General features: G+C 70.0%; 20 protein-coding genes. 9 read left to right on the forward strand and 11 right to left on the reverse strand.

Annotated elements, in window-relative coordinates; all coding sequences use genetic code 11:
* The first annotated feature begins 8 nt into the window (after positions 1 to 8).
* Together ACZ5Z0_RS04850 and ACZ5Z0_RS04855 are read left to right on the forward strand one after the other, a co-directional pair.
* On the forward strand, positions 9 to 1,763 hold the full coding sequence (locus tag ACZ5Z0_RS04850) for a dolichyl-phosphate-mannose--protein mannosyltransferase (RefSeq protein WP_464110123.1): 1,755 nt from the start codon (positions 9 to 11) through the stop codon (positions 1,761 to 1,763).
* A gap of 62 nt (positions 1,764 to 1,825) precedes the next feature.
* Positions 1,826 to 3,655, forward strand: coding sequence for an AMP-dependent synthetase/ligase (locus ACZ5Z0_RS04855; protein ID WP_464110124.1), 1,830 nt, complete (start codon positions 1,826 to 1,828; stop codon positions 3,653 to 3,655).
* 75 nt (positions 3,656 to 3,730) lie between these two features.
* On the opposite strand, the gene ACZ5Z0_RS04860 is transcribed toward ACZ5Z0_RS04855, so the two are convergent.
* From ACZ5Z0_RS04860 to ACZ5Z0_RS04880, 5 genes are all read right to left on the reverse strand, one after another.
* Entirely contained in the window at positions 3,731 to 5,077 is a 1,347-nt protein-coding gene (locus ACZ5Z0_RS04860; RefSeq protein WP_464110125.1) for a TIGR01906 family membrane protein, read from the reverse strand.
* 255 nt (positions 5,078 to 5,332) lie between these two features.
* On the reverse strand, positions 5,333 to 6,556 hold the full coding sequence (locus tag ACZ5Z0_RS04865; RefSeq protein WP_464110719.1) for a L,D-transpeptidase: 1,224 nt from the start codon (positions 6,554 to 6,556) through the stop codon (positions 5,333 to 5,335).
* A 145-nt stretch (positions 6,557 to 6,701) separates the two neighbouring features.
* A complete protein-coding gene (ahcY, locus tag ACZ5Z0_RS04870; protein WP_464110126.1) occupies positions 6,702 to 8,189 on the reverse strand; it encodes an adenosylhomocysteinase in 1,488 nt (495 codons plus the stop codon).
* Positions 8,190 to 8,310: 121 nt separating this feature from the next.
* Positions 8,311 to 8,574, reverse strand: coding sequence for a Trm112 family protein (locus ACZ5Z0_RS04875; protein ID WP_464110127.1), 264 nt, complete (start codon positions 8,572 to 8,574; stop codon positions 8,311 to 8,313).
* 97 nt (positions 8,575 to 8,671) lie between these two features.
* Positions 8,672 to 9,064: a DUF3499 domain-containing protein gene (locus tag ACZ5Z0_RS04880; RefSeq protein ID WP_464110128.1), complete on the reverse strand. Its 393-nt coding sequence runs from the start codon at positions 9,062 to 9,064 to the stop codon at positions 8,672 to 8,674.
* Positions 9,065 to 9,252: 188 nt separating this feature from the next.
* Here ACZ5Z0_RS04880 and ACZ5Z0_RS04885 point away from each other — a divergent pair, with 188 nt between their 5' ends.
* Positions 9,253 to 9,753: a metallopeptidase family protein gene (locus tag ACZ5Z0_RS04885; RefSeq protein ID WP_464110129.1), complete on the forward strand. Its 501-nt coding sequence runs from the start codon at positions 9,253 to 9,255 to the stop codon at positions 9,751 to 9,753.
* Positions 9,754 to 9,784: 31 nt separating this feature from the next.
* Here ACZ5Z0_RS04885 and ACZ5Z0_RS04890 read toward each other — a convergent pair whose 3' ends face one another.
* From ACZ5Z0_RS04890 to ACZ5Z0_RS04900, 3 genes are read right to left on the reverse strand one after another with little or no spacing between them, the layout of a single operon-like run.
* Entirely contained in the window at positions 9,785 to 11,515 is a 1,731-nt protein-coding gene (locus ACZ5Z0_RS04890; RefSeq protein ID WP_464110130.1) for a DUF5719 family protein, read from the reverse strand.
* Positions 11,508 to 14,948 (reverse strand): glycosyltransferase family 2 protein, encoded by a 3,441-nt coding sequence (locus ACZ5Z0_RS04895; RefSeq protein ID WP_464110131.1) that lies wholly within the window; start codon positions 14,946 to 14,948, stop codon positions 11,508 to 11,510. The genes ACZ5Z0_RS04890 and ACZ5Z0_RS04895 overlap by 8 nt, the downstream gene beginning before the upstream one ends.
* Before the next feature lie 29 nt (positions 14,949 to 14,977).
* Positions 14,978 to 15,520: a WhiB family transcriptional regulator gene (locus tag ACZ5Z0_RS04900; protein WP_138769965.1), complete on the reverse strand. Its 543-nt coding sequence runs from the start codon at positions 15,518 to 15,520 to the stop codon at positions 14,978 to 14,980.
* 383 nt (positions 15,521 to 15,903) lie between these two features.
* On the opposite strand from ACZ5Z0_RS04900, the gene ACZ5Z0_RS04905 reads away from it, so the two are divergent.
* Positions 15,904 to 16,617, forward strand: coding sequence for a TIGR03089 family protein (locus tag ACZ5Z0_RS04905; protein ID WP_464110132.1), 714 nt, complete (start codon positions 15,904 to 15,906; stop codon positions 16,615 to 16,617).
* Positions 16,618 to 16,626: 9 nt separating this feature from the next.
* Here the strand turns inward: ACZ5Z0_RS04905 and ACZ5Z0_RS04910 are convergent, their stop codons facing one another.
* Positions 16,627 to 17,199 (reverse strand): GtrA family protein, encoded by a 573-nt coding sequence (locus ACZ5Z0_RS04910; RefSeq protein ID WP_464110133.1) that lies wholly within the window; start codon positions 17,197 to 17,199, stop codon positions 16,627 to 16,629.
* Positions 17,200 to 17,442: 243 nt separating this feature from the next.
* Between ACZ5Z0_RS04910 and ACZ5Z0_RS04915 the strand changes: the two genes are divergently transcribed.
* The 5 genes from ACZ5Z0_RS04915 to ACZ5Z0_RS04935 all read left to right on the forward strand — a co-directional run bounded on the left by ACZ5Z0_RS04915 (position 17,443) and on the right by ACZ5Z0_RS04935 (position 23,185).
* Positions 17,443 to 18,591 (forward strand): 5-(carboxyamino)imidazole ribonucleotide synthase, encoded by a 1,149-nt coding sequence (locus ACZ5Z0_RS04915; protein ID WP_464110720.1) that lies wholly within the window; start codon positions 17,443 to 17,445, stop codon positions 18,589 to 18,591.
* Between the two features lie 74 nt (positions 18,592 to 18,665).
* Entirely contained in the window at positions 18,666 to 19,190 is a 525-nt protein-coding gene (gene purE / locus ACZ5Z0_RS04920) for a 5-(carboxyamino)imidazole ribonucleotide mutase (RefSeq protein ID WP_464110721.1), read from the forward strand.
* 11 nt (positions 19,191 to 19,201) lie between these two features.
* A complete protein-coding gene (locus ACZ5Z0_RS04925) occupies positions 19,202 to 20,842 on the forward strand; it encodes an LCP family protein (protein WP_464110134.1) in 1,641 nt (546 codons plus the stop codon).
* 75 nt (positions 20,843 to 20,917) lie between these two features.
* Complete coding sequence (gene manA, locus ACZ5Z0_RS04930) at positions 20,918 to 22,210, forward strand: mannose-6-phosphate isomerase, class I (RefSeq protein ID WP_464110135.1); 1,293 nt, start codon at positions 20,918 to 20,920, stop codon at positions 22,208 to 22,210.
* 3 nt (positions 22,211 to 22,213) lie between these two features.
* On the forward strand, positions 22,214 to 23,185 hold the full coding sequence (locus ACZ5Z0_RS04935) for a lipid II:glycine glycyltransferase FemX (RefSeq protein ID WP_464110136.1): 972 nt from the start codon (positions 22,214 to 22,216) through the stop codon (positions 23,183 to 23,185).
* Between the two features lie 8 nt (positions 23,186 to 23,193).
* Here ACZ5Z0_RS04935 and galE read toward each other — a convergent pair whose 3' ends face one another.
* Together galE and glpX are read right to left on the reverse strand one after the other, a co-directional pair.
* Positions 23,194 to 24,165: a UDP-glucose 4-epimerase GalE gene (gene galE, locus ACZ5Z0_RS04940; RefSeq protein ID WP_464110137.1), complete on the reverse strand. Its 972-nt coding sequence runs from the start codon at positions 24,163 to 24,165 to the stop codon at positions 23,194 to 23,196.
* Between the two features lie 113 nt (positions 24,166 to 24,278).
* On the reverse strand, positions 24,279 to 25,301 hold the full coding sequence (glpX, locus tag ACZ5Z0_RS04945; RefSeq protein WP_464110722.1) for a class II fructose-bisphosphatase: 1,023 nt from the start codon (positions 25,299 to 25,301) through the stop codon (positions 24,279 to 24,281).
* Positions 25,302 to 25,382: the final 81 nt, after the last annotated feature.

Here is a 25,382-nt window from a genome sequence, read left to right on the forward strand (position 1 = left end):
AAGGTAGCATGGGCAACGTGACGCAGACCCCCATGCGGCCTGCCGAGGCCGGTTCAGCCGCATCGGCGCCCGACGATGCCAGCCCCGACCGTGCCCGCCACACCGGAAGTCCGGGGCCCGCCGGGACCGCCCGCAACCTTGAGGGCCACCGCTGGATCAGCCGGCCCGACGACGCATTCAGCGCCGAAGCCCTCACGCAGCGGCTGATCGGCAATATCCGCAGCTGGCGGGACTACCCGGCCTCGCTGCGCCTGTGGTTCTGGCTCATCCCCGCACTGACCGCGGTGCTCGGCGGGATCCTGCGCTTCGTGCGGCTGGACGACCCGCACAACCTGGTCTTCGACGAAACCTACTACGTCAAGGACGGCTATTCGTTCCTGGTCAGCGGTTACGAGCGGGCGTGGCCGGACAAGGCCAACGACGCCTTCATCGCGGGCAACCCCGGCGTGCTGCTGGAGAGTCCGGAGTACGTGGTCCATCCGCCGGTAGGCAAGTGGATGATCGCCGCCGGCATGTGGCTGTTCGGGCCGGAGAGCTCGTTCGGCTGGCGTTTCGGCGCCGCCCTGACCGGCACCCTGTCCATCTTCCTGCTTGCCCTGATCGCGCAGAAGCTGTTCCGCTCGCTCACCCTGGGCGCGGCGGCCGGCGTGCTGCTGGCGGTCGACGGCCACCACCTCGTGATGTCCCGCACCTCGCTGCTGGACATCTTCCTGATGTTCTGGATCCTTGCGGCCTTCGGCGCGCTGCTGATGGACCGCGACGACGGCCGGCGCCGGCTCGCGGCGCGGCTCGGCCGGCAGGCCGCGGCTTCCCCCGGCGGGGTGCCCTCCCGGTTGCAGCTCGCCGCCGGGCCGTGGCTGGGAATCCGCTGGTGGCGGCTGGCCGCCGGCGTCTGCCTGGGCCTGGCCGTCGGCACCAAATGGTCCGCCCTATTCTTTATGGCCGGCTTCGGGCTGCTAACGGTCCTCTGGGACCTGAGCGCGCGCCGGATCGCGGGGGTCCACGGCTGGATCACCGGCGGCATCCTCAAGGACGGCATCACCGCCTTCCTCAGCATCGTCCCGGTCGCGGCCCTGGTCTACACGGCCACCTGGACCGGCTGGTTCCGCTCCAGCAACGCCTACTTCCGGCACTGGGCCGAGACCAACCCTTCGGCGGAATGGGGCTGGCTTCCGGATTCGCTCCGCTCCCTGGCGCACTACCACCTGGAGGCGTACAAGTTCCACCAGGGCCTGACCGCGGACCACCCGTACGAGGCGAGCGCCTGGAGCTGGCTGGTGCTGGGCCGGCCGACGTCGTTCTTCTACGAGTCGCCCAAGCAGGGAACAGGCGGCTGTGAACTGCCCAGCTGCACCTCGGCCATCCTCTCGGTCGGCAATCCGCTGATCTGGTGGAGCGCGGCCATCTGCCTCGTTGTGCTGCTGTTCTGGTGGGCCGGCCGCCGCGACTGGCGTGCCGGGGCCATCCTGGCCGCAGTAGGCGCCGGCTACCTGCCCTGGTTCCTGTACCCCGAACGCACCATGTTCTTCTTCTACGCGGTGTCCTTCGAACCGTTCCTGGTGCTGGCACTCACCTATTGCCTGGGACTGGTGCTGGGCCGGCGCACGGACCCGCTCTGGCGGCGCCGCTCCGGCTTGTTCCTCGTGGCGCTGTTCGTCGTGGCCGCCGTGCTGCTCTCGGCATTCTTCTACCCGGTGTGGACCGCGGAGCTGATTTCCTACCAGGACTGGCGGTTGCGGATGTGGATGCCGTCCTGGATCTAGGGCAGGATTACTAACGGAGTCCGGGGCCGCCGGGCCACGGACCGGAACGGGAGACGTGGGTTGTGAGAGAAGCTAGCACCGGGCTGCTCGTTGAGCTGGACCCGGAAAGCAATGTGACGGACCTGCTGCTCGAGCAGCACGCCAAGGACCCCGTGCACGCGCTCTACTCCCGCAAGGGACCCTCCGGCTGGACCGACATCCCGGCCCAGCAGTTCCTGGACCAGGTCCGGGCCCTCGCCAAGGGCCTGATCGCCGGCGGCCTGGCCCCGGGTGAGACGGTGGCCGTCATGTCCGCCACCCGCTACGAGTGGACCGTGGTGGACTTCGCCATCTGGTTCGCCGGCGGCGTCACGGTCCCCGTCTACGAAACCTCCTCCGCCAGCCAAGTCGAATGGATCCTGCACGACTCCGGCGCCCGGCGCGTCTTCGTTGAAAACCAGGAGAAGGCCGCCCTGGTCCAAGGCGTCCTGGATGGCTCGGGCCTGCTGGGCGACCGGCTGCTCGGCGTCGTCCGGATGGACTACGACGGCGCCGCCCCGAACCTCGCCAGCCTCGCTGCCGCCGGCTCGGGCGTCAGCGACGCCGAGCTGGAGCGGCAGCGCTCCGCGGCCGGCCTCGCCGACGTCGCCTCCCTCGTCTACACCTCGGGCACCACCGGCCGGCCCAAGGGCTGCGAAATCACCCACGGCAACTTCGCCCTCGTGGCCAAGAACATCGTCCTGTTCCTGCCCGAAATCCTGCTGCAGCCCCACACCCGGACGCTGATGTTCCTCCCTCTGGCCCACGTCCTGGCCCGCGCCGTCCAGGTGATCTGCCTCAGCGCAGGCACCACGCTGGGCCACACCTCCAACGCCAAGGAACTGCTGGAGGACCTCGGCACGTTCAAGCCGACCTTCCTTCTCGTGGTGCCCCGGATCTTCGAAAAGGTCTACTCGGGCGCCGCGCACAAGGCCGCGCTGGCCGGCAAGGACCGGCTCTTCCAGGCGGCCGCCGCCGTCGCCGTCGAGTATTCCAAAGCCCTCGACGCCGCCGCCCGCGGTGCCGGTGCCGGCCCCGGATGGGTCCTGCGCGCCAAGCACGGCGTCTTCGACCGGTTGCTGTACCCGAAGCTGCGGCAGGCGTTCGGCGGCCGCCTGGGGTACACGGTCTCCGGGGCGAGTCCGCTGAGTGACCACGACGCGCACTTCTTCCGCGGCGCCGGCATCCCCGTGCTCGAAGGCTATGGTCTGACCGAAACGACGGCGCCCTGCACGGCCAACACCCCCACCCGCACCCGGGTGGGTACCGTGGGGATCCCCGTGCCGGGCACCACCATCAGGATCGCCGACGACGGCGAGATCCTGGTCAAGGGGATCGGTGCCTTCAAGGGCTACCACGCCAACGAGGCGGCCAACGCCGAGGCGTTCGTCGACGGGTTCTTCCGCACCGGCGACCTGGGTTCCCTGGACGCGGACGGCTTCCTGACCATCACAGGGCGCAAGAAGGACCTGCTGGTCACCGCGGGCGGCAAAAACGTCGCCCCGGGGCCGCTGGAGGAGAAGATCCGCGAACACCAGCTGGTGGCGCAGGCCGTGGTGGTCGGTGACGGGCGGCCGTTTGTCTCCGCCCTGGTCAACCTGGACCCGGAAGGCCTGGAGAACTGGTGCGCGGCGCAGCGCATTCCCGCCATGGGGACAGCGGAAGCGGCAGTGAGCCAGCAGGTCCGTGCCGCCATCCAGGCTGCCGTCGACGAGGCCAATACCTTGGTATCCAAGGCGGAGTCGATCCGCACCTTCGTGGTCCTGGACACCGACTTCACGGTCGAGTCCGGGCACCTGACCCCGTCCCTGAAGCTCAAGCGCTCCGCCGTCGTGCGCGACTTCGAGGCGCAGATCAACCGGATCTACGGCTAGCGCCGCGGCGCCCGGTCCCTCGGACGCAAAAGCGGCCAGCACCTGTGGGTGCCGGCCGCCCTGCTGGCGGTACTCCTAGGACGTGCTGTCGCGGCCCGTCGGTGCCCCGTCGCGGTCTGCTGCGGGCGCAGGGTCGCCGTCAGCGCTGTGAACGGCGCTGGCATCGCGGACGGCACCGGTGTCCCGTCCGGTGTCCGCGCCGTGGCCGGCCGGGATTTCTGTCCGGCCGTTCCGTCGCTTGAAGCGACGGCCCTTGAGCTCGGCGGTGTCCGCGGCGCCCGCCTCGTCCTCTCCGGATTCGCTCTCCCGGGCGGCGGCCCGGGGCGGCAGCCCGCGGCGTTTGCGGGTGGGCCAGGTGAGGACCAGGGTGAGCAGGGCAGCCAGCAGCACCAGGGCGCCGATCACAATGCCGGAGTCCACCCAGAACTGGCCCGGGAACAGCCGGATCAGGGTGTCCTGCAGCGAGAACGTCCAGGTTCCGTTGGCGAAGAAGACGCGGTGGAACTCGGTGAAGAACTGCTCCCAGCCCAACGCAGCGAGCACGCCCAGGCCAATGATGATCACCAGGGTGGCGATGGAACCGGCGAACAGGCCGCGGCGGACGCCTCCGGTGCTGCGGCGGCGCAGGTAGAGGATGGCGGCCAGGCTGAACAGGGCAAGCAGGGCGCCCGCTCCGAACGCGGAGAGGATAACGAGCTTGACGTCGGCCATGTGGCTGACTTCGCCGTCCTTGTACAGCTTCTCCCCGGCACGGTTGACGAGCTCGCCGAGATAGCGCGGGCCGGACCAGTTGCTCAGGTAATCCACGGCGTAGGACCCGTAGGTCATCCGGTCGTCGGTGCTGAAGCCGTATCCGTCGCCCGGGAAGCCCGGACGGTTGTACTCCACCCAGAGGAACAGGGGGCTGGTCACGGCACGCACGGCCAGGACCAGCAGGATGACCGGGTAGCAGACCGCGAGCAGGACCTGCATGACCCGGGGGGCCACCGGCTTGGCGTTGGCGGCGTGCTCGCGTTCGGCGTTGCGGCGCTCCACCTCTTCCCGGGGCGGCCGGACCTGCAGCGCCGAGGTGGGCAGCGACTCGTGGAAGCCTTCGCCCGTGGCCCGGCGGCCGGTTGCCTCGGTGGAGGCGGCCGTGCCTGTGCCTGTGCCTTCGGCGGAGCCCGTGCCGGCGGCAGTGCCTGCGCCTTCGGCGGCGGCCCTCCGCTCGGCGCGGCGGCCCTGGCGTTCGGCGGCGGCGGGGGCTCCGGACGCATCCCCGGCGTCAGGGGTCGCGGCGCCCCGGCCGGCGCCGGCGGTACTGTCGGCCCGCTGGCCCGCTGCCGCCGGCTTCATCCATTCGAAGGCGGGCTCGTCGGCGTCCTCGGCCGGATCCAGGGGCGGATCCTGCCGATTCGGAGGGGTGGGACTTTGTTCAGTCACTGCTGCTTCGCTTCCGTAGGCTCTCACGCCGCCGGGCCTTGGGTCCGGCGGCGCCACATATCTGACTCCGAGCCTACCGTTAGGGCCTGAGCACCGGCGAGGTGCCACCCCGGAGCCGGGCTGATTCAGGCGGCAATTTCGGTGTACCCGGCGTCCGCGCTGCCAAGGTCGCCGCCGGCACCGGCGGCGACCCTCGAGCGCGAGCGCCTGCGAACGGCGGCGCGGCCCCAGTTCACCCTGTAACAGCCGGACGGCTCAGTTCGCGTACTGCGCCCAGGGGATGTTCCAGTCCCCGAAGCCGTCGTCGTTCGCTGCGTAGTCGCCGTCGGTGTTGACCACGTTGACGACGTCGCCGGCGGTCATGTTGTCGAAGACCCACTGGGCGCCGTCCGGGCCGAGGCCGATGCAGCCGTGCGAGAGGTTGGCCTTGCCGATGAAGGGCAGGGCGGAGTCCGTGGCCTGGTGGATGAACTCCCCGCTGGGGGTCAGCCGGGTGGCGAAATTGACGTCCAGTTCCCCGTAGTAGGCCGGGTCGCCGGGCTTGAGGCCGATCGAGGCGGCGCTCATGTGCTCCACCCGGTACTTCTCCATCAGGACCAGGTAGCCCCGTGCGGACGGGAACCTGGTGTCGCCCATCGTGGCGGGCCACTCGCCCACCTGCTTATCGTTGATGAAGGCCTTGAACGTGTGTGCGGTGGCGTCGGCGACGGCGACCTTCTTGTCGCCGATGTGCACGGTCACCTTCTTGTTGAAGTTGCCGATCTGCCCCTTGCCGAGATCGACGCCGAACAGTTTCATATCCATCGTGATGGTGCTGTTGGCCGCCCAGAAGTTCTCCGGGCGGTACCGGACCATGGTGTTGCTGAACCAGTGGAAGTCGCCCACCTGGCCGGAACTGGAGCTGATCTTGATCGCCTTTTCGACGGCGTCACGGTTCAGCACGGGCTCGCTGAAGGTGATCTGCAGCGGCTGCGCCACTCCGACCTTCATGCCATCCAGCGGGTAGATCGCGGCGTCGGCTTCGTTGGCGGTCGAGACCGTGGTGAAGCTGCGTGTGGTGCTCGTGCTGCGCCCGACGCCGTCCACGATCGAGTACGTGTAGTTGTAGCGGGTGTTGAATTTCAGCGGCCCGGCGGCGGCCCAGCTGGAGCCGTCGGCGCTGAGCGTTCCTTCCACGGTGTCCCCGGAGGCGCTGGTGAGCGACGCCCGTTCGATCCGCCCATTACCCACCTTCAAGGTCACCGGGGCAGCGGGGTTGACCTGCGTGGCCGCGTCCGCGGGGGCGGCGGTCAGCTGGACCGGCGGCACCACCGGGAAGGCCAGGCCCTGCGTGGAACGCTCGGGCGAGGCGGACTCGGAGGCAAAGGACGGGTGGGCCAGCGGACCCGCCGCGGCGAAGACGCCGCCGCCGGCCGCCAGGGCGCACACCGCGGCCAAAACGGCGGCCTTCCGGCCGGCGCTCCAGCTTTTTGGGGCGATCACGATACTCGGGTCCTTCCAGACGTTACCTTGAAAGCATAGGTGAATTTCCGTCTCGCCCCGCCGTCACCCACGCCACGATACGGTCACAAAAGGGGCCCCGGACGGTGACGTCCGGGGCCCCTGGCTGCACGCCGCGGTGCTTCTAGTAGCGGTAGTGCTCCGGCTTGTAGGGGCCGGAGGCGTCGAGGTCCAGGTACTCGGCCTGTTCCTTGGTCAGCTCGGTGAGCTCAGCGCCGAGGGCGTCCAGGTGCAGCCGGGCCACCTTCTCGTCGAGGATCTTGGGCAGCACGTAGACCTGCTTTTCGTACTCGCGCTCCCCCTCCGGCTGGCCCGCCTTGGTGAAGAGTTCGATCTGCGCGATGGTCTGGTTGGCGAAGGAGTTGCTCATCACAAAGGAGGGGTGGCCGGTGGCGTTGCCGAGGTTCAGCAGCCGTCCCTCGGACAGCACAATGATGGAGCGGCTGTCCTTGACAGTCGCGGGATCGGCCTCGAAGACCCACTCGTGCACCTGGGGCTTGATCTCGACCTTCTTGATGCCCGGGATCCGGGCCAGCCCGGCCATGTCGATCTCGTTGTCGAAGTGGCCGATGTTGCCTACGATCGCCTTGTCGCGCATCCCGGCCATGTGCTCGGCCATGATGACGTCCTTGTTGCCGGTGGTGGTGATGAAGATGTGGCCCTCGGCCAGCACGTTCTCCAGTTTCGCCACCTGGTAGCCGTCCATGGCGGCCTGCAGGGCGCAGATCGGGTCAATCTCGGTGACAATCACCCGCGATCCCTGGCCGCGGAAGGCCTCCGCCGCGCCCTTGCCCACGTCGCCGTAGCCGCAGACGACGGCGACCTTGCCGCCCATCAGCACGTCCGTGGCGCGGTTGATGCCGTCCGGCAGCGAGTGGCGGATGCCGTACTTGTTGTCGAACTTGCTCTTGGTCACGGAGTCGTTGACGTTGATCGCCGGGAACAGCAGCTTGCCCTGCTCGGCGAGCTGATAGAGGCGGTGGACGCCGGTGGTGGTCTCCTCGGTCACGCCGAGCAGGCGCGAGCCGATCCGGGTCCACTTCTGCGGGTCTTTCTCGAGCGAGGCGCGCAGGACGGACAGGAAGACGCGGCCTTCCTCGGACTCGTCGTCGCCCGTTGCGGGAACGGCGCCCAGGGCCTCGAACTCGACGCCCTTGTGCACCAGCATGGTGGCGTCGCCACCGTCGTCGAGGATCATGTTCGGGCCCAGCTCCGGGTCGCTGTCCGCGCCGGGCCAGGTCAGGATCTGTTCGGCCGTCCACCAGTACTCTTCGAGCGTCTCGCCTTTCCAGGCGAACACCGGAACACCCTGCGGGTCCTCTGCCGTGCCTTGGCCGACCACGACGGCGGCGGCGGCCTCGTTCTGGGTGGAGAAGATGTTGCAGGAGGCCCAGCGGACCTCGGCGCCGAGGGCGGTGAGCGTCTCGATCAGCACGGCCGTCTGGACGGTCATGTGCAGCGAACCGGCGATCCGGGCGCCCTTGAGCGGCTGGCTCGCACCGAACTCCTCGCGCAGGGACATCAGTCCGGGCATTTCGTGCTCCGCGAGGCGGATCTGGTGCCGGCCGGCCTCGGCCAGGGAAATGTCGGCAATTTTGTAGTCGAAGGTCATGGGGATCCTTTGTGGTAGCCGGAATGGAGCTGAAGGGACTGCAAGTGCTTCGGCGCCGGGGCGCCCGCCGATGGGCCGGCACCGGGAATTCCCTCGGCCGCCTGCCCTTGCAGGGGCGGGACTACTCCGCGGCGTGGCGCGGCGCGCCGCCGGAGCGACCGCCGTCGTGGTTGCCGCCGTCGTGCTGATCGGAGCGGGCAGCGGTGGCAGCGGCCAGCAGTTCCGGCGGCAGCAGCAGGGGGATGCCGTCCTCGATCGCGTACCGAAGCATCTGCCCGTCCTCGCCGGGGCTCGCTGCGACGAGCTCGTCGCCCTCCTGCACCAGGGCCGAGCCCGTGACCGGGCAGCGCAGGACAGACAACAGCTCGGGACTGATCAACGACATGGTAAGACCTGGCATGATGAAGGCTCCCTGGGTGCGACGCAGCAGGCGCCGGTGGCGTACGGAAATTTCAGTTCCCAGCCTACCGCCAGTTCGCGCCTCAGGAGGGTTCGCGCAGCACGCGCAGGTGTCCGCGGCGTGTGCCTTCGGCGCCGGCCGGGGCTTCGAGGGCCGGATGCGCGGTCCGTTGTCCATGGACGGGCTCCGTCGACGCGGGCCTGGCCGCAGCGGCCTCCCGGACGGCGTGCGCAAGGGCCAACAGGTCATCGGGGCCCGGCCCGGCAGGGGTTGCGGGCATCGCGAGCCGCAGGACTTCCCAGCCGCGCGGCACGGTCAGCGAACCGGCATGCTGTTCGCAGAGGTCATAACAGTGCGGTTCGGCGTAGGTGGCCAGCGGGCCAAGGACGGCCGTCGAATCGGCATAGACGTACGTCAAAGTCGCCACCGCCGAATTGCGGCAGGCGGACCTTGAACACTGACGAATTGCACCCACGACACCACAGACTACTCCCTCCGGCCTGCGGCGCCGCGCATTGAAACGCCCCCTCCGTCCCGGACGCCGCGTGCGGGTGCGGAGTCCGGGGCCGGCCAAGGGGCACGCCGATGGCTGCCGCGGATGACGGCGGCGGGGCGCGGGGGCGCCATCTCGCAGAAATCCAGCGCCGGGTTTAGAGTCAAGATATGCAGTCATCGCACCACGTTCCCGGCTTTACGGTCCGGTTGGCTGACCCCGCCGCCGGCGGCACCGCCACGGGCAAAGGCTTCCGGCAACGCCGCAGGAACCGTCATGGCCGCGGCCTGCGCGGCGAACTGATGCTCCCCACCTTGCCCGGCTACCGGACCCGCTCCGACCGGTTCGATGACTTTGTCCTGGACTCCGCCCAGCGCCTGCACGACATCTGGGGCAAACCGCTGGACGGTGTCCGCTTTGCCGTGGAGGAGATCCCGCCGGGACTCGAGCAACTCGTGGCCGAGGCCACCCCCGCGCCGATGGGCAGCTACACCCCGGCGACGCCGGAGGACGGCCCCGTGATCACGCTGTACCGGAGGGTCGTGGAGCAGGCCTGCGGCAGCCGCGAGGAACTCCAGGACCTCGTGCACGACGTCGTCGTCGAACGCACGGCGGAGATGCTCGGCGTCCCGCCGGAGTCGCTGGACCCGGTGTACCGCCGGCGCTACTAGGCCGCCGCGGGTCTTCCTCGGGCGTGCCGGGCTAGTACCCGAGGACGACGGGGACCTGTTCCTGTCCGGCCGCGCCGGGCGCCACCGGGATGGTCGAGACGTCGGACTTGTTGTCCTGTTCCAGCAGGACGGACCCGTAGGCCGCGCCACCTGCCGCCGACACCAGGTACCCCACCAGCGGTGAGCCCTCCACGTCGGCGGGGATCCGGACGGACGCGGTGGTTCCGCCCGCGATGTCGGCGGTGGCCGCGGCGCGGACCTTGCCGTCCGCGGTGATCGGCGTGTAGGAGATCGTGGCCCGGCCGTCCGGCACGCCGAACATCAGGAAGCGGGCGCCCGTGGCCGGCACCGGGACCACGTGTTGGCTTCCGAGCCGCACCGAGGAGGGCGCCCACGCGAAGTCGGCGGCGTCCTCGGCCTTGAGCCCGCGGGTGACGCGGGCGGCGGCGACAAAGGACACGTCCGAACTGGCCGTGAGCGTGTAGTGGCCCGCCGGAACCCCCGCGAGCGAGACTTCCGTCACGGCACCCGCCTTTGCCGTCACCACGCCGCCGCCAGGCAAGGGCTTCTGGCCGTCACGGCCGAACAGCTTCACTTCCACCACGGCGTCCGCGGCGCCCGGGACGGTGATCTGGAGGGCGGGTTTGGCGTCGGCGAAGCCGGGTTTGGCTGCCAGTGCGGCCAGCGCGGCCGGGTCCTCGACGTCGAGACCCGAGATGGCCTGCCGGGTGGCCGGGGCGGTTCCGGGCGAAATGAAGTCCACGCCGCCGGCGGTCAGTCCGCGGAGCACGCTTTGCTGGATGACAGCCGATACCGGTCCGCCGGTGCTGCGCACGCGCACGCTCAACTGCTCCTGCCCGGGCGCCAAGCCGGCGAGAATGACGGACCGGGTGGTGCCCGGCGCGACCAGCAGCCCGCGGCTTCCGGGCGCCTGGATGGGCCCCTTGGCGCCGTAGAGATCCAGGCTGACGGTGGCCGGGGTGCCGGAGGCGTTGCTGAGGTTCAGGACCGCGGTCCGGCCGACGGCGGTGTTCGCCCCGACCAGCCAGAGGTCGTTGGCCGGACGCTGGCAGGCGGTGGCGGCGGTGCCGCGCAGGTCACCGTCGGCGGCGGTGTAGCTCATCACGGCCCCGGCGGACGGTTGCCGGTTTCCCTGCGCATCGGCGCTGAGGACAGTGACGGCGTCGACGGCGCGCTGCGGGACCACGCCGGCACGCAGCGCCGGGGCGCCGCGGGCGGGGCTGGGCGTTGCGGAGGGCGCAGGGGCCTTGGCCAGTTCCACCAGCGCGCCGCCGCTGAGCGCAGCGAGGCGGCTTCCGGGGAGTTCACCGGCGCTGGAGCTGAGCACGACGGCGTTCACCGCGCTCTTGGCGGTGGCCGATTCCGGGCTGAACTGCGGGTCGGTGCCCACGGGCGCACCTTCGAGCAGCCGCGCGGGTCCCGGGCAGACGCCCAGGCTGCTCCCGGCGGGCACCGCGGCCAGGGGTGCCTCGAGCGGGCGGCTGCCAGGACCCTGCGGGGAAAGTGCCGCCGCCGCGACGAGGCCGCCGCCTGCCGCGACCAGCAGCGCGGCGGAGAGGATGCCGCCTACGGCACCCCAGAGGCTTTTCACCCGGGCCAGGGCCGGGACCGGGGCGCTGCGCGTGCTGCTGCCGCGTCCGCTCCTGTCCCGTTTTGCTTCCGCCGCGGCGGCCGTGGCCGGCCGGGTGGGGTTGGGCCGGTCCGGAGGCATTGGGCGCTCGTTCTCGTTCTGGTCATGCATCCTGATGTTCCTTACGCAGGGAGCCTTCGTCCCTGGAGAGCCCGGTGTTCGGGCGGCGGGCCGGCATGGGGATGGCCAGCAGGACGGTCAGGCCGATCACGACGGCCTGGGCGATCCCGGTCCACAGCGCCCACGGGTTTTCGTAGCGGAGGGTGAGCTTGCCGCCCTGGGCCGGCAGGGTGAACGCCTGGGCCCAGTCCGAGGAGGTGGCGGTCAGGCGCCGGCCGTCGACCCAGGCACTCCAGCCCGGGTCGGAACGCTCGGCCAGGACCACCAGGCGGCCTTCCGGGCCGGCGGGCACGGCCGCGTCGGCCGTGACGGCCTCGGAGGGCAGCAGACCGACGGTCGCTCCGGCGCCGTCGACGATCCGCACACGGTGCGCGACGTCGGCGGCGCCGATCACCGGCTGGTTCAGCGGGCTGATCCGCCACAGCCAGCCGGCATCGGTCTGGCCGACGGCGACGAGGCCGGGGACCGCGTCCATCCGACTGGCCGTCAGCTGGGCCGCGCTGTCGGAGGCCTCCAGCACCACAAAGCCGACCCCGAGCTGCTCCAGCTGCCCGCGGGGGTCCACGCCCTGGCCGGCGACGATGGTGGCGACCACTCCGCGCAGTGACGCGGCCACGGCGTCGTCATCTCGCACCGTTTCCTCCCCCGGTGCCCCGATCACGGTGCGGGCGGAGGCGACGGCGGAAAGGGCGTCCAGCCGTGTGCCGGCGCCGCGCATGAGGGAGGCCGCGAAGATTCCGTTCTCCCCTGCGGTGATGACCAGGGTCCTGGCCTGTTCCGGGCCCTCGGCGCGATCGATGGCCGTCGCCGGCAGGGTGCGGGCCTTGCTGGCCTGGACCAGCCGGCGGGTGCCCAGGTCCCCGGTTCCGGCCGTGTCGGTGGCGGAGCCGGTGCCGGGGATGGCGTCCGGGGAGCTGCCGGTGGCACCCGCAGCGGCGGTGGGGTCGGTTGCTGCGGTGGGCGTAGCGGAGGCCGGAACGGTCTGCAGCACGTTGTGCGCGGCCCAGGCTGCCAGTCCGGCCAGCGGCCCGGCGAGCAGCAGCACCATGGCGGTGACGGCGGTGCCGCGGACCAGGATCTTGCGGGCCAGGACGTGGCGGCCCGGCGCGGTAGCCGCTGTCGCGTCGGCGGCGTCGAGCAGGGCTTCGGCGCCGACCAGGGCCGCTCCGAGCAAGGTGAACGCCGCGGCGGAGACCGCGGGACCGGTGAACGGGGTGACCAGGACCTCGGCGCTGGCGCCGGTGGCGACGTGCCCCGCCAGCCAGCCGCCTGCCAGTATCAGCGTGCCGGCAGCCCAGAGGCAGCGGGCCAGCCGGGCCCGCCGGCCGGCCGCGTGCCGGCCCGGTAGAAAGAGTGCCGTCAGGGCCAGCAGCAGCACGGGCAGGCCGAGCAACAGGGCCAGCAGGAGCGCCCACGGCACGGCCCCCGGCCCGAAGGGGGCCAGTCCGGCAACGCCTGCGCCGGCGTCGAAGCGCAGCGGCTGGCCCAGTACCTGCTGCCAGAGCGGAGCCGGGTCGAAACCCAGCGGCAGGCCAGGATCGGCGAGCAGGGCGCGGGGCCGGTCCAGCACGGAGAGGGCAAAGGGAAGGAACAGGGCCAGGCTGGGCAGCAGCGACCACCAGACGGTGCGTCCGCGGCGTCCCAGCAGCACGCCGCAAAGCGCGACAACGACAACGGCGGGCAGCAGCAGTGACGGCGCCGCCGCGGTGACGACGGCCAGCGCCAGTCCGGCCGCGGCTGCCGCGGTCCAGGACGGGGTTCCGTTGATGCCGGGCTTGGCCGGAGGTTTCTCCGTGAAGCGCCGCTCCCCCGGGCCCGGCACCGCAAAGCGTCCGCGGCCCGGGACCGAGCCGGTGGCGCGGAGGAGGGCCAGGACAAGCAGCGGCATCATCACGTGCGCAACCAGCGGGCCGAGGCGGCCCTGGTTGAGGGCCACCTGCAGGGCCGGCGCGCCGGCCCAGAGCAGCGCGGCCGCGAGCCGCAGACGGCGCCGCTGGGTCAGGGCCCCGGCGGCAAACCAGGCGCCCAGGGCGGACAGCGGCATCGCGAGGACCAGCAGCCACACCACGGCGCCGCTGGCGTTGCCGGCCCCGAGGACGCCAAGCAGCCACAGCACGTAGCCGAAGGGGTCGCCGTGGCCCGGGAGTCCGGCCCCGAGCGCAATCCACCAGCTCGAAGCATGGTTCCAGACGTCGCCCAGGCGGGCTGAGACCGGCATCAGCGCCCCGCCGGTGACGGCGTCGGCCCGGAACAGGTTCAGCAGGCCGATGAGCGAGGCCGCGGCGGTGACCAGCAGCGCCAGGAGGGCCCCGTTGCCCACCCAGGCGCGCCCGGTGGTGCTGAGGGCCGCGAAATCGTCGGTGGAGTCCCCGCTCGGCTGATCCGCGAGCGGGTCGTGCCCGCCGTCCGGGTCGGAGTCGTCGGAGCCGATGGCCTCAATCAGGGAGCGGCGGTGGGCCCAGACCTCGCGCCGGGGCGTCTGCAGGCCCTTGATCACGGAGCGCCGGATGCGCCGGGTGCGGGCCGCGTTGCGGCGGCCGCGGAGCACCGCGGCGGGCCGGCCCAGCGCGCCGAGGGTTGCCAGCAGCTGCGAGAATCCGTGCCCGGGATCCTTGACGGCGATGCTGAGGACAAGTTTGAAGAGGCTGCCAAGGAGGGCGCCGACCGCATGCAGCGGGACTTTCCACGCCGAGGCGTGCTTGAGCCGAAGGTGGACCTGGGCCTTGCGGGCCGCCGTCGCGGTCCCGAGGGCGTGCGGCCGGTGCGAGACGTGGAACATCCTGGCGCTCGGGACCACCACCACACGGTGGCCGGCGAGCCGGTTGCGCCAGCAGAAGTCGACGTCGTCGCCGCTGCCGGGCAGGGCCGGGTCGAAGCCCCGCAGATCTTCCCAGACGTCGCGGCGGATCAGCATGCCGGCGGAGTTGACGGCGAAGGTGTCGCTGCGGCCGTCGTACTGGCCCTGGTCGAGTTCGTCGGCTTCGATCAGCGTCAGGCGTTCGGCCCACCGGCTGGTAGAGAGCCCGACGTCGATCAGGCGGCGACCGGCGTGCCAGTCCAGCTGTTTGCAGCCCGCTACGGTGACCGAGGGCGCACGCTCCACGGCATGCAACAGTTCGGCGAGGGCCTCCGGGGCGGGCGCGGCGTCGTCGTGCAGCAACCAGATCCACTCGGCGGCCGCGTCCGCGGCGCCGCCGCTTCGGGGAGCAAGGGCGTTGAGGCCGGCCTGGACGGCGGCGCCCATGCCGGTCCTGGCCTGCTCGAAAACGGTCACGTTGGAGGTGCCGAGCGCCTGGCCCAGCAGCGCCGCCGAGTGGTCGCGGGATCCGGTGTCGACCCCGATCACCGCGTCCGCCGGCCGCGTTTGCGCCGCCAAAGCCGCCAGGGTCCTGGGGAGATAGTCACCGCCGTTGTGGGCTACCACAACGGCGGTGACTCGTACTTCTTGAAGAATTAGACTGCCCGCTTCCTAAGCCGGCGGCGTTCCCGCTCGGAGAGGCCGCCCCAGATTCCGAAGCGCTCGTCGTTGGACAAGGCGTACTCCAGGCACTGCGAGCGAACGTTGCATGCACCGCACACTTTCTTGGCATCGCGGGTGGAGCCGCCCTTTTCCGGGAAGAAGGCCTCCGGGTCGGTCTGCGCGCAGAGCGCGTCCGTCTGCCATCCCAGTTCGCCTTCGTCATCGAAGTCCTGCCGGGACGGCAAGCCGATCCACACCGGCTGGGCGGTGGTTCCGGAGTGCAGGGTCTGCAGTTCCATCGGCGGGTCCAGCGGATCGTCCTGCTCCGGGTTGCCCGCCAGGAGTGCTTCGTGTGCTGCGAGGAAGGCCGTGGCCTGGTCCTGCAGGGAATCCTGGGTGTGTTCGTTGTACCGCTCCGCTGCGTCCGGATCGGCCGGGTCGACGTACCAGTCGCTCGGCACTCCGCGTGAACGGTATTTTGCCGTCGCCTGACCCGCGACGACTTCATCTTCATGGATACGCTCTGCAAGCCCCATTGGCGTTCCCTCTCTGATTTTGCAGCCCCTGACTGACCCTCGGACACTCGGTTGTGTGCCGGCTGTTGCGCAGTGGCTTTCGATACCTAATTACACGTGTGTAAGTATCCGGGAGTCAAGCCGCAGCGGAGATAATAATCAATTTCGATCGGATTGCCGGGGCACGCCACGCCCGGGATTTTTCGGCAGCCTTCCGCGCCTTTCCCCGGAATTGACAGCATACTGAGCAGTTTCCTGCGCTTTTCCTGCGACCACGCTGGGATTCTCTTGCGTTTTCGGCGTTTTTGCGTGCCGGCCCTCCACCGCGGCGCGGCGCTCCCCCGCCTCCCGCCGGACCTGCCGTGACGGAGATCACGCCGGGACGGCCGTGGCAAGATGAACGCATGAGCATCCCGGCAATCGAACTGATGACGGCCCTGCGTTCGGGCCAGTCCACCTCCCCGCGGCTGACCTGGTACGGACCCGACGCCGAACGGGTGGAACTCTCCGGCCGGGTGCTGGACAACTGGGTGGCCAAGACCAGCAACCTCTTTCAGGACGAGCTGGACGCCGAACCGGGGACGCGGCTCCGGCTGGACCTGCCGGCGCACTGGAAGTCGGTGGTGCTCGCCCTGGCCGCCTGGCAGCTGGGCATGGAAGTGGTGCTCGACGCCGCGGAAGCCGAACTGATCGCCACCGCGGAGCCTGATCGGGCGGCCGCCGGGGGTGCCTTCGAGACCGTTGTGGCGGTGGCGCTGCCGGCACTGGCGATGCGGTGGCCGGGCGAACTGCCCTCCGGCGTCGTCGACTATGCCGCCGAGGTCCGCTCGCACGGCGACTTCTTTATGCCCCACGTGGATCCGGAGCCGGACCGCCCTGCCGTCCGGACCGCCGCGGGCCCGGTGCACACCCACGGCGGATTGCTGGCCGGTTTCGCTGCGGCAGGGCAGGCCTCGGAGGCGGGGCAGCGGCTTCTGGTCCGGGCCGCCGACGGGCTCGAACCGGTCCTGGCCCAGGCCCTCGCGGCGTGGCAGGGGGACGGCTCCGTGGTGTTGGTGCACCCGGACGTGCCGGTGACGGAGCGGCTTCTCAGCGACGAACGCGTCAGCCGGAGCTGACGGGCCGGCTCAGCGGCGCTCGGGGTTGGTGCCGGGTACTTCGGGTTCCTCGGCCGGCTGCCCGGGAACCGTGACGGGCGCCTCGCCGTGCGGGTGCCGTTCGATGATCTCGTGGTCGTGCGAGAACTCCGGCTCGTCGTCGAGTTCCTTGTTGAAGACCAGGAAACGGTAGGCAAAGAAGCGCACGACGGTGGCGACGAGGATGCCGACCACGCCGGCCAAGAACAGCATGTTCTTGTCCGTGATGCCCATGCTGTACTTGGCGAGTGCGGTGAGGCCGGTGGAGATGCCGATGCCGATGCCGTTAATGAGGACGAACATCGCGAACTCACGCAGCACGTTTTCCTGCCTGCGGTGGCGGAACGTCCAGAAGCGGTTCGCGATCCAGGAGAAGATCGTGGCGACGGTCGCACCGACGAAGCGGGCCTTGGCCTCGCTGTCGGACATGGCGCCGTGCATCAGGTAGTACGTCAGGCCGTTGTCGATGACGAAGGCAACACCGCCGACGGCGCCGAACTTCGCCACTTCGCGCCAGAAGAGCGAGGCAAGCCCGCGCACACGATCTGCAAGTGTGTTAATCATGACCCTCCGCGGCCCTCGTGAATCTGTCAGCCAACCGGCCAACGGCCCATTTTAGCGCCGTTTCCCGGGTGCGCGCCCCCGGCCGGTGCAAATCCGGGGCCCGCACCCGGCATTCCCCGCCGAAAATTGCTGCCGATTCGGTGGCCCGGGCGCGCGGGGGCCGGTTCCGCGCAGGTTTTCGGTAGGCTGGGAGATGTGACTTTTCCTGTAATCGGTGTGGTTGGCGGCGGCCAGCTAGCCCGCATGATGGCCCCGGCCGCGACCGCACTCGGCTTCGAACTCCGTGTCCTGGCCGAGGGCGAGGACGTCTCCGCCGTCGCCGCCGTGGCCAAGGCCCCCGTCGGCGACTACACCGACCTCGACCACCTGCTGGAGTTCTCCCGCGGACTGGACGTGCTGACCTTCGACCATGAGCATGTTCCCACCGGGCACCTCCGCGCCCTGATCGAGGCCGGCGTCAACGTCCACCCGGGCCCCGACGCCCTGGTCAACGCCCAGGACAAGCTGGTGATGCGTGCGGCCGTCGACCTGCTGGAACTCCCGAATCCGCGCTGGGCCGCCGTCGCCGATGTGGACGCCCTCATCGCCTTCGGCGACGACGCCGGCTGGCCGGTGGTGCTGAAGACGCCGCGCGGCGGCTACGACGGCAAGGGCGTACGGATCGTGGACTCCGCCGAGGACGCCGCGGCGTCGGCGGACTGGTTTGAGGCCATGTCCCCGCTGTTGGCCGAGGCCAAGGTGGAGTTCAGCCGTGAGCTCTCGGCGATGGTCGCCCGGACCCCCGACGGCGAATCCCGCGCGTGGCCGGTGGTGCACACCATCCAGGTCGACGGCGTCTGCGACGAAGTGATCGCCCCCGCCCTGGACATCCCGCTGGAGGTCGCCGCCGCGGCCGAGGACGCCGCCGTCCGCATCGCCAACGAACTCGGTGTCACCGGCGTGATGGCCGTGGAGATGTTCGAGACCCCCGGCGTCGGCGCCGGTTTCCTGATCAACGAACTCGCCATGCGCCCGCACAACACCGGCCACTGGACCCAGGACGGCTCGGTCACGAGCCAGTTCGAACAGCACCTGCGCGCCATCCTGAACCTGCCGCTGGGGGCCACCGACCTGCTCGGGCCCGTGGTGGTCATGAAGAACTTCCTCGGCGGAGCGAACCAGAACCTGTTCTCCGCCTACCCGGCGGCCCTTGCCAGCGAACCGGCCGCCAAGGTCCACTGCTACGGCAAGGCCGTGCGCCCGGGCCGCAAGATCGGCCACGTCAACCTCGTCGGCACCTCAACGGCCGACGTCGATTCCGTCCGGCAACGGGCCGGCACCGTCGCCAACATCATCCGGGACGGGCGGGCCCCGGCCGGCACCGGCCCGGGAACCACCGAGGAGACCGCGTGAGCGCCAGCACCGAAGCCCAAGCTTCCGGACCCCGGGCCGCCGGCAACGGCTCCGCCCCGATCGTGGGGCTCGTCATGGGCTCAGATTCCGACTGGCCCGTGATGGAGGCCGCCGCCGAGGCGCTGGCCGAATTCGGCATCCCGTTCGAGGCCGACGTCGTCTCCGCGCACCGGATGCCCACCGAAATGATCCGCTACGGGCAGACCGCCCACGAACGCGGGCTGCGCGTGATCATCGCCGGCGCCGGCGGCGCCGCGCACCTGCCCGGCATGCTCGCCTCGGTGACGCCGTTGCCGGTCATCGGCGTCCCCGTGCCGCTGAAAACCCTCGATGGGATGGACTCGCTCCTGTCCATCGTGCAGATGCCCGCCGGTGTCCCGGTCGCCACAGTCTCCATCGCAGGCGCCCGCAACGCCGGACTGCTCGCGGTGCGGATGTTGGCCTCAGGCACGGATGCCTTCGCCGAGCAGCTGCGGTCCCAGCTCCTTGAGTTCGCCCAGGAGCTCAACGACGCCGCCACGGCCAAGGGCGCGAACCTGCGCAGCAAGGTGGCCGAGGTGTTCTCCGACGAAAACAGCGTTCCGCGGGGCGGCCGGTAAGGATCCAGTACATGAGCAAGAGTTTCGCTGCTGCGCAGGACAAGAGGCAGCCGACAAAGGGCGCCCTCACCGACCCGGTCCGCTACCCCTCCGGGGCGGGCCCGCGGGTCCTCGCCAAGCGTGCGTTCCTGCTGATCCTGCTCACCCTGCTGGTACCCGGCAGCGCGCAGACCGTGGCGGGCAACCGCCGGCTGGGTCGGACCGCGCTCCGCGTGACGCTGACGGTCTGGGCCCTGATGATCCTGGCGCTTGTGCTGCTTCTGGTCTCCCGCCCGACCCTGATCAACCTCGTCGCCAATCCCGCCACGTCCCTGCTTCTGGTCATCGTGCTCACGGCGCTGGCCCTGGGCTGGGCGGTGCTCTTCGTCAACACGCTGCGCCTGATCCGCCCGGCGATGCTCGAGACCCGGGCGCGCGCCGCCGTGGTCGTGACCCTGGTCCTGGCCATGCTGCTCAGCAGCGGCAGCCTGGGCTACGCGGCCTACCTGCTGAACGTCGGCCGGGACGCAATCGGCACGATATTCGCCAGCGGACCCGCGATGGAGCCCTCCGAGGGCCGCTACAACTTCCTGATGATGGGCGGCGACGCCGGGGCCGACCGCACCGGACGCCGGCCGGACAGCCTCTCCGTGATCAGCGTGGACGCCAAGACCGGCCAGTCCGCCATTATCTCGATCCCGCGCAACCTGCAGAACGCCCGGTTCAGCGACGACTCGCCGATGCGGAAGATCTACCCTGACGGCTACGACTGCGGCGATGAGTGCCTGATCAACGCCATCAACACCGAGGTCACCAACAAGTACAAGGACCTCTACCCCGGAGTGGAAGACCCGGGGGCGCAGGCCACCCTGGAGGCGGTCTCCGGGACGCTCGGAATCAAGGTCCAGGCCTACGTTTTGGTGGACATGGACGGCTTCGCCAAGCTCATCGACGCCATGGGTGGCATCCGGATCAAGGCAGGCGGCTGGGTCCCGATCAGCGGCGAGACGATCGACGAGGCCAACGGCATCCACGGCATGCCGCTCGGCTGGATCCCGGCCGGGGACAACACTCTGGACGGCTACCACGCCCTCTGGTACGGCCGTTCCCGGGAGTTCGTCGACGACTACGCCCGCATCGCACGCCAGCAGTGCGTTCAGCAGGCGATGCTCAAGCAGCTGGATCCGGCCACCCTGCTGACCAAGTTCGAGGACATCGTCAAGGCCGGCACCAAGGTGGTCGATTCCAACATCTCCGCCAGCCAGCTCGGCAGCTTCGTGGACCTGGCGATGAAGTCCAAGGGCCAGCCGGTGAGCCGTCTCACCATCGGTCCGCCCGACTTCGATGCCTCCTTCTCGACGGTTCCGGACTTCGACAAGATCCACCAGGCCGTGGACAAGCTCCTGGGGCCGGCACCCGCGGCGGGGGCGGCCGACGATTCGCTCCGCCAGCCGGCCGCGGCTCCCGGGCCGATCTCCGCCGGCGCGGTGCCATTGGCGCAGCCGGGCACCAAGCCCGCGCCGTCGCCGTCGTCGTCTGACTTCACCCCGGTGACGACGACGCCCCAAGGCGAGCCGATCACCGAGGAAATGCTCAACGGCTTCAAACGCAAGGGCGATGAGCAGTCCATCCGCAACCTGGTAGCCACCAACGGCCAGTGCGCCCCGCTCTAGGCCCGGGCGCCCGGCCACCCGTAACTCCGGCAGGCTCCAGCAGCCAGTCGCTCACCATGAGCAGATAGGGACCCCGTGTACGAACTTGAGAACGTCCTCCGGCCCTACGCCTGGGGGTCCAAGACCGCGATCGCCGGCCTGCTCGGCCGGCCGGCCTCCGGCGGTCCGGAGGCCGAGCTGTGGGTCGGTGCCCACCCCGACTCGCCCTCCGTGGTCGTCACCGCGTCTGCCGCTGCGGGAGCCGTTGCTGCCGCTGGCGCCACGGGCGACGGCGACCGGCTGGCGCTCGACGCCCTGATCGCCAGCGACCCGGTGCACCACCTGGGCGGCGACAGTGTGGCCGAGTTCGGTCCGCGGCTGCCGTTCCTGCTCAAGGTCCTCGCCGCCGAGCGGCCGCTGTCCCTGCAGGTGCATCCGACGCTGGAGCAGGCGCGGGCCGGGTTCGCCCGCGAGGAAGCTGCCGGCGTCGACCATGCCGCCGCGACCCGCAACTACAAGGACGACAACCACAAGCCGGAAATGATCTTTGCCCTGACGGACTTCGAAGCGCTGTGCGGCTTCCGGCCGGCAGCGGCGTCAGGGGCCATCTTCCAACACCTGGCGGGCTGTTTCGAGCTGGCAGGCCTGGACCTGCCGCCGCTGATCCCGCAGCTGCTGGAGGACCTTGCGCAGCCGGACGAACCGGCCGCGCTGCGGTCGGCCTTCGAGCGGCTGATCGCCGGCGGTGAGGAGGTCTCCGCGGCGACGGCCGCGGTCGTCGCTGCCCTTGTCTCCGGCGCCCCGATGGGGGCCCACGTGGCGGAGCTGACCACCGTGGTGAACCTTAACGGGGACTACCCCGGAGATCCCGGTGTGCTGATCTCGCTGCTGTTGAACCGGATTTCGCTGGCCCCCGGCGAGGCCGTGTACCTGCCTGCCGGCAACGTGCACGCCTACCTGCGCGGCCTGGGCATCGAGGTGATGGCCTCCTCGGACAACGTGCTCCGTGGCGGGCTGACGCCGAAATTCGTGGACGTCCCCGAGCTGTTGAAGACGGTCGCTTTTGAGGCCGTTGGCGTGCCCATGCTCTCCGCCGAGACCACGATGCTGGGCCAGGAGCTCTTCCGCCCTCCGTTCCGGGAATTCGCGCTCCAGCGGGTGGAACTGCTTCCGGGCGCGGAGCCGGTCCCGCTCGCACAGGCGGGGGCCGCCGTGATCATCGTGGTCACCGGCTCCGTCCTGCTGGACTCCCCCAAGGGCGACCTGCAGCTGGATCACGGGGCATCCGCGTTCCTGCCGGCCGCCGAGGCGCCGGTCAACGTGCACCCCGTCGCCGGTGCCACCGGGCCCGCCGTGGCCTTTGCCGTTACTACCGGAAGGAAGGCCTGAGCCGTGGACTACTTCCTGCAGGGCCCGCACTGGGCCGACGTACAGCGCGCCCTGGGCCGCACCGTCCACGAAGACGCGGGACCGGGCTGGCGATTCCTGGCCATCGAGGAAAGCAACCCCGCCGGCAAGCTGCTCTACGTGCCCTACGGTCCCCTGGCCGATTCCCTCGCCGCCTTCGACGCCGCGCTTGAGTCCCTGACCGCACTGGCACGCCGGTGCGGGGCAGTGTTCGTCCGGGTTGAACCGGTCGACGCGGGCTTCACCAGCGCCGACGCCGGCACCCTGCTGCGCAGCCGCGGCCTGTGTCCCGCCCCGGCGAACCTGCAGCCCGAACTGAGCTGGATCGTGGACCTGGACCGCGACTTCAAGGACGTCCTGGCGGACATGAAGCCGGTCAACCGCAACCTGTACCGCAACATCCACAAGAAGGGTGTGACGTTCCGGTCCAGCCAGGACCCGGCGGAGATTTCCGTGCTGCTGACGTTCCTGCACCTGACCGCGGCCCGCAACGGCTTCAAACCGCAAAGCGACGAGTACCTGAGCCAGGTGGCACGGTCGCTGATGCCGGCCGGCGCGGCCACCCTGTTCATCGCGGAACTGGAGGGCGAACCGATCGCCGCCGCCCTGGCGTACGACTCGGCGGACACCCGCACCTACGCCCACGCCGCTTTGGACGACACCCACCGGAAGCTCAGCGCGGGAATCCCGCTGCTTGTGACGCTGATGGCCGACGCCAAGGACAAGGGCCTGCAGCATGTGGACCTTTGGGGCGTGGCTCCGGCCGACCAGCCCGACCACAAGTGGGCTGGTTTCACTTCGTTCAAGAAATCCTTCGGCGGCCGCGAAATCGCCTACCCGGGGACCTGGGACCTGCCGGTGAAGAAGCTCCGCTACGGCGGCTACCAGCTCGCCCGCAAGGCCACCCAGGCAGGGAAGAAGCTCGTCAACTCCCTGCGCGCCCGCCTGCGGAAGTAACCCCAGACTTAACTCCCGGCAGCCGCGCGCTTTTGTGCTTCGTAGGCGCTGGCCACCATCTCTTCCACAGTGTGGCGCATTTCCCAGTCCAGGTCGCGCGCGGCCAGGGTGCCGTCGGCGACGATCCGGTCGGGGTCCCCGGCTCGCCGTGGACCGATCTCAGGCTCGAAGTCGATCCCCGTCACCTGGGCCATTGCCGTCATGATTTGTCGAACGGAAAGCCCGTCGCCGGAGCCGAGGTTGTAGACGCGTTCCAGCGCGGTGCCGGCAGCGAGGGCCCGCGCTGCCGCGACATGCGAGGTAGCGAGGTCGGCAACATGCACGTAGTCACGCACACAGGTGCCGTCTTCGGTGTTGTAGTCCGCGCCGTTGATCCTAGGGGTCTTGCCGGAGGTCAGTGCACGCAGGACGATCGGGAAGAGGTTATGGGGACTCGTGTCGTAGAGCTCGGGCGCGCCGGAGCCCACGACGTTGAAGTAGCGGAGCGAGGTGTGTTGCAGGCCGCGGGCCAGGCCCTGGTCCCGGATGAGCCACTCCCCGATGAGTTTGCTCTCGCCGTAGGGGGATTCGGGTTGGGTCGGCGTGTCCTCGGTGACGATGTCTGCCCTCGGAGTGCCGTACGTGGCAGCGGAGGAGGAGAAGACCATCTTGTCCACCCCGGACAGCTCCATCGCTTTCAGCAATTGGGCCGTTCCGGTCACGTTCTGCTCATACGTGAGCAACGGCTCCTGCACGGAAACGCCGGCGTATTTGAAGCCCGCCAGATGGATCACGCCGGTCACAGCATGGTCAACCATGGTGCGGGCCACCAATTCTGCGTCGAGGATGCTCCCATGCACGAAAGGCACGTCCGCCGGGACGAACTCCCTGTGCCCGCTCGAGAGTGAGTCCACCACCACCGGCTGCATCGACGCCGCGCGCAACGCGGCAACCACATGAGAACCGATATATCCCGCACCGCCAGTAACAAGCCAAGTCATGGCTCCACCCTATCCAATACCGGCGAAGCAACTCGAAAGCGCCCAGCGCTGCTCCGGAAAACACAGGATCCCGGGGCGCAAGCGCGGCCCGGGATCCTGTGAATACGTGGCGGCTAGTGCTTGCGGGCGTAGCCCTCCCACTTGCTGGCCTGGTGCTCGCCGTCCACAAAGCGGATGGTGCCGGACTTGGAGCGCATCACGATGGACTGGGTGAGGACCTTGTCCTTGGAGTAGCGCACACCCTTGAGCAGGTCGCCGTCGGTGATGCCGGTGGCCGCGAAGTAGCAGTTGTCGCTGGAGACCAGGTCGTTGGTGGAGAGCACCCGGTCCAGGTCATGTCCGACGTCAATCGCCTTCTGCTTCTCCTCGTCGCTGGTGGGCCAGAGGCGGCCCTGGATGACGCCGCCAAGGGACTTGATCGCACAGGCCGCGACGATGCCTTCCGGGGTTCCGCCGATGCCCATCAGGGCGTCGACGCCGGTGCCGGCACGGGCCGCCGCGATGGCGCCGGCCACGTCGCCGTCCATGATGAACTTCGTGCGGGCACCGGCTTCGCGGATTTCCTCGACCAGCGGCCGGTGCCGGTCGCGGTCCAGGATCATCACGTTGAGCTGGTTGACCTTGACGCCCTTGGCCTTGGCGATGAGGTGCAGGTTCTGCTTGACCGGCAGGCGCAGGTCAACCATGTCGGCGGCTTCCGGCCCGGTGACGAGCTTCTCCATGTAGAACACGGCGGAGGGGTCGAACATGGAGCCGCGCTCGGCCACGGCCAGGACGGCCAGGGCGTTGTTGATGCCGAGGGCGGTCAGCCGGGTCCCGTCGATCGGGTCGACGGCGACGTCACACTCGGGGCCGGTGCCGTCGCCGACACGCTCGCCGTTGAAGAGCATGGGGGCTTCGTCTTTTTCGCCTTCGCCGATGACCACGACGCCGTTGAAGTGGACGGTCTGCAGGAAGGAGCGCATGGCGTCGACGGCGGCGCCGTCGGCCTTGTTCTTGTCGCCGAATCCGACCCAGTGGCCGCCGGCGATGGCCGCGGCCTCGGTGACGCGGACCAGTTCCAGGGCAAGGTTGCGGTTAGGCTCATCGATTCCGACGGCGAGCGACGGCGAGAGCGTGGAGTACTTCTGGGTCATGGACGCTGGTGACACGTGAACCTCTTCTTCGAGTGGCGATCGTTGAACCAGCGGCATCCGGTGTCCGGCTGCCGCTGGGAT

The sequence above is a fragment of the Arthrobacter sp. T2-23 genome (assembly GCF_055398325.1).

Coding starts and splice junctions, on each gene's coding strand:
- ACZ5Z0_RS04850 (WP_464110123.1), top strand. CDS start 9: ATGGGCAACGTGACGCAGACCCCCATGCGGCCTGCCGAGGCCGGTTCA.
- ahcY (WP_464110126.1), bottom strand. CDS start 8,189: ATGACCTTCGACTACAAAATTGCCGACATTTCCCTGGCCGAGGCCGGC.
- ACZ5Z0_RS04900 (WP_138769965.1), bottom strand. CDS start 15,520: ATGGGGCTTGCAGAGCGTATCCATGAAGATGAAGTCGTCGCGGGTCAG.
- purE (WP_464110721.1), top strand. CDS start 18,666: ATGGGCTCAGATTCCGACTGGCCCGTGATGGAGGCCGCCGCCGAGGCG.
- galE (WP_464110137.1), bottom strand. CDS start 24,165: ATGACTTGGCTTGTTACTGGCGGTGCGGGATATATCGGTTCTCATGTG.
- ACZ5Z0_RS04925 (WP_464110134.1), top strand. CDS start 19,202: ATGAGCAAGAGTTTCGCTGCTGCGCAGGACAAGAGGCAGCCGACAAAG.
- ACZ5Z0_RS04915 (WP_464110720.1), top strand. CDS start 17,443: ATGATGGCCCCGGCCGCGACCGCACTCGGCTTCGAACTCCGTGTCCTG.
- ACZ5Z0_RS04890 (WP_464110130.1), bottom strand. CDS start 11,515: ATGCATGACCAGAACGAGAACGAGCGCCCAATGCCTCCGGACCGGCCC.
- ACZ5Z0_RS04885 (WP_464110129.1), top strand. CDS start 9,253: ATGCAGTCATCGCACCACGTTCCCGGCTTTACGGTCCGGTTGGCTGAC.
- ACZ5Z0_RS04910 (WP_464110133.1), bottom strand. CDS start 17,199: ATGATTAACACACTTGCAGATCGTGTGCGCGGGCTTGCCTCGCTCTTC.
- ACZ5Z0_RS04905 (WP_464110132.1), top strand. CDS start 15,904: ATGAGCATCCCGGCAATCGAACTGATGACGGCCCTGCGTTCGGGCCAG.
- glpX (WP_464110722.1), bottom strand. CDS start 25,301: ATGACCCAGAAGTACTCCACGCTCTCGCCGTCGCTCGCCGTCGGAATC.
- ACZ5Z0_RS04875 (WP_464110127.1), bottom strand. CDS start 8,574: ATGTCGTTGATCAGTCCCGAGCTGTTGTCTGTCCTGCGCTGCCCGGTC.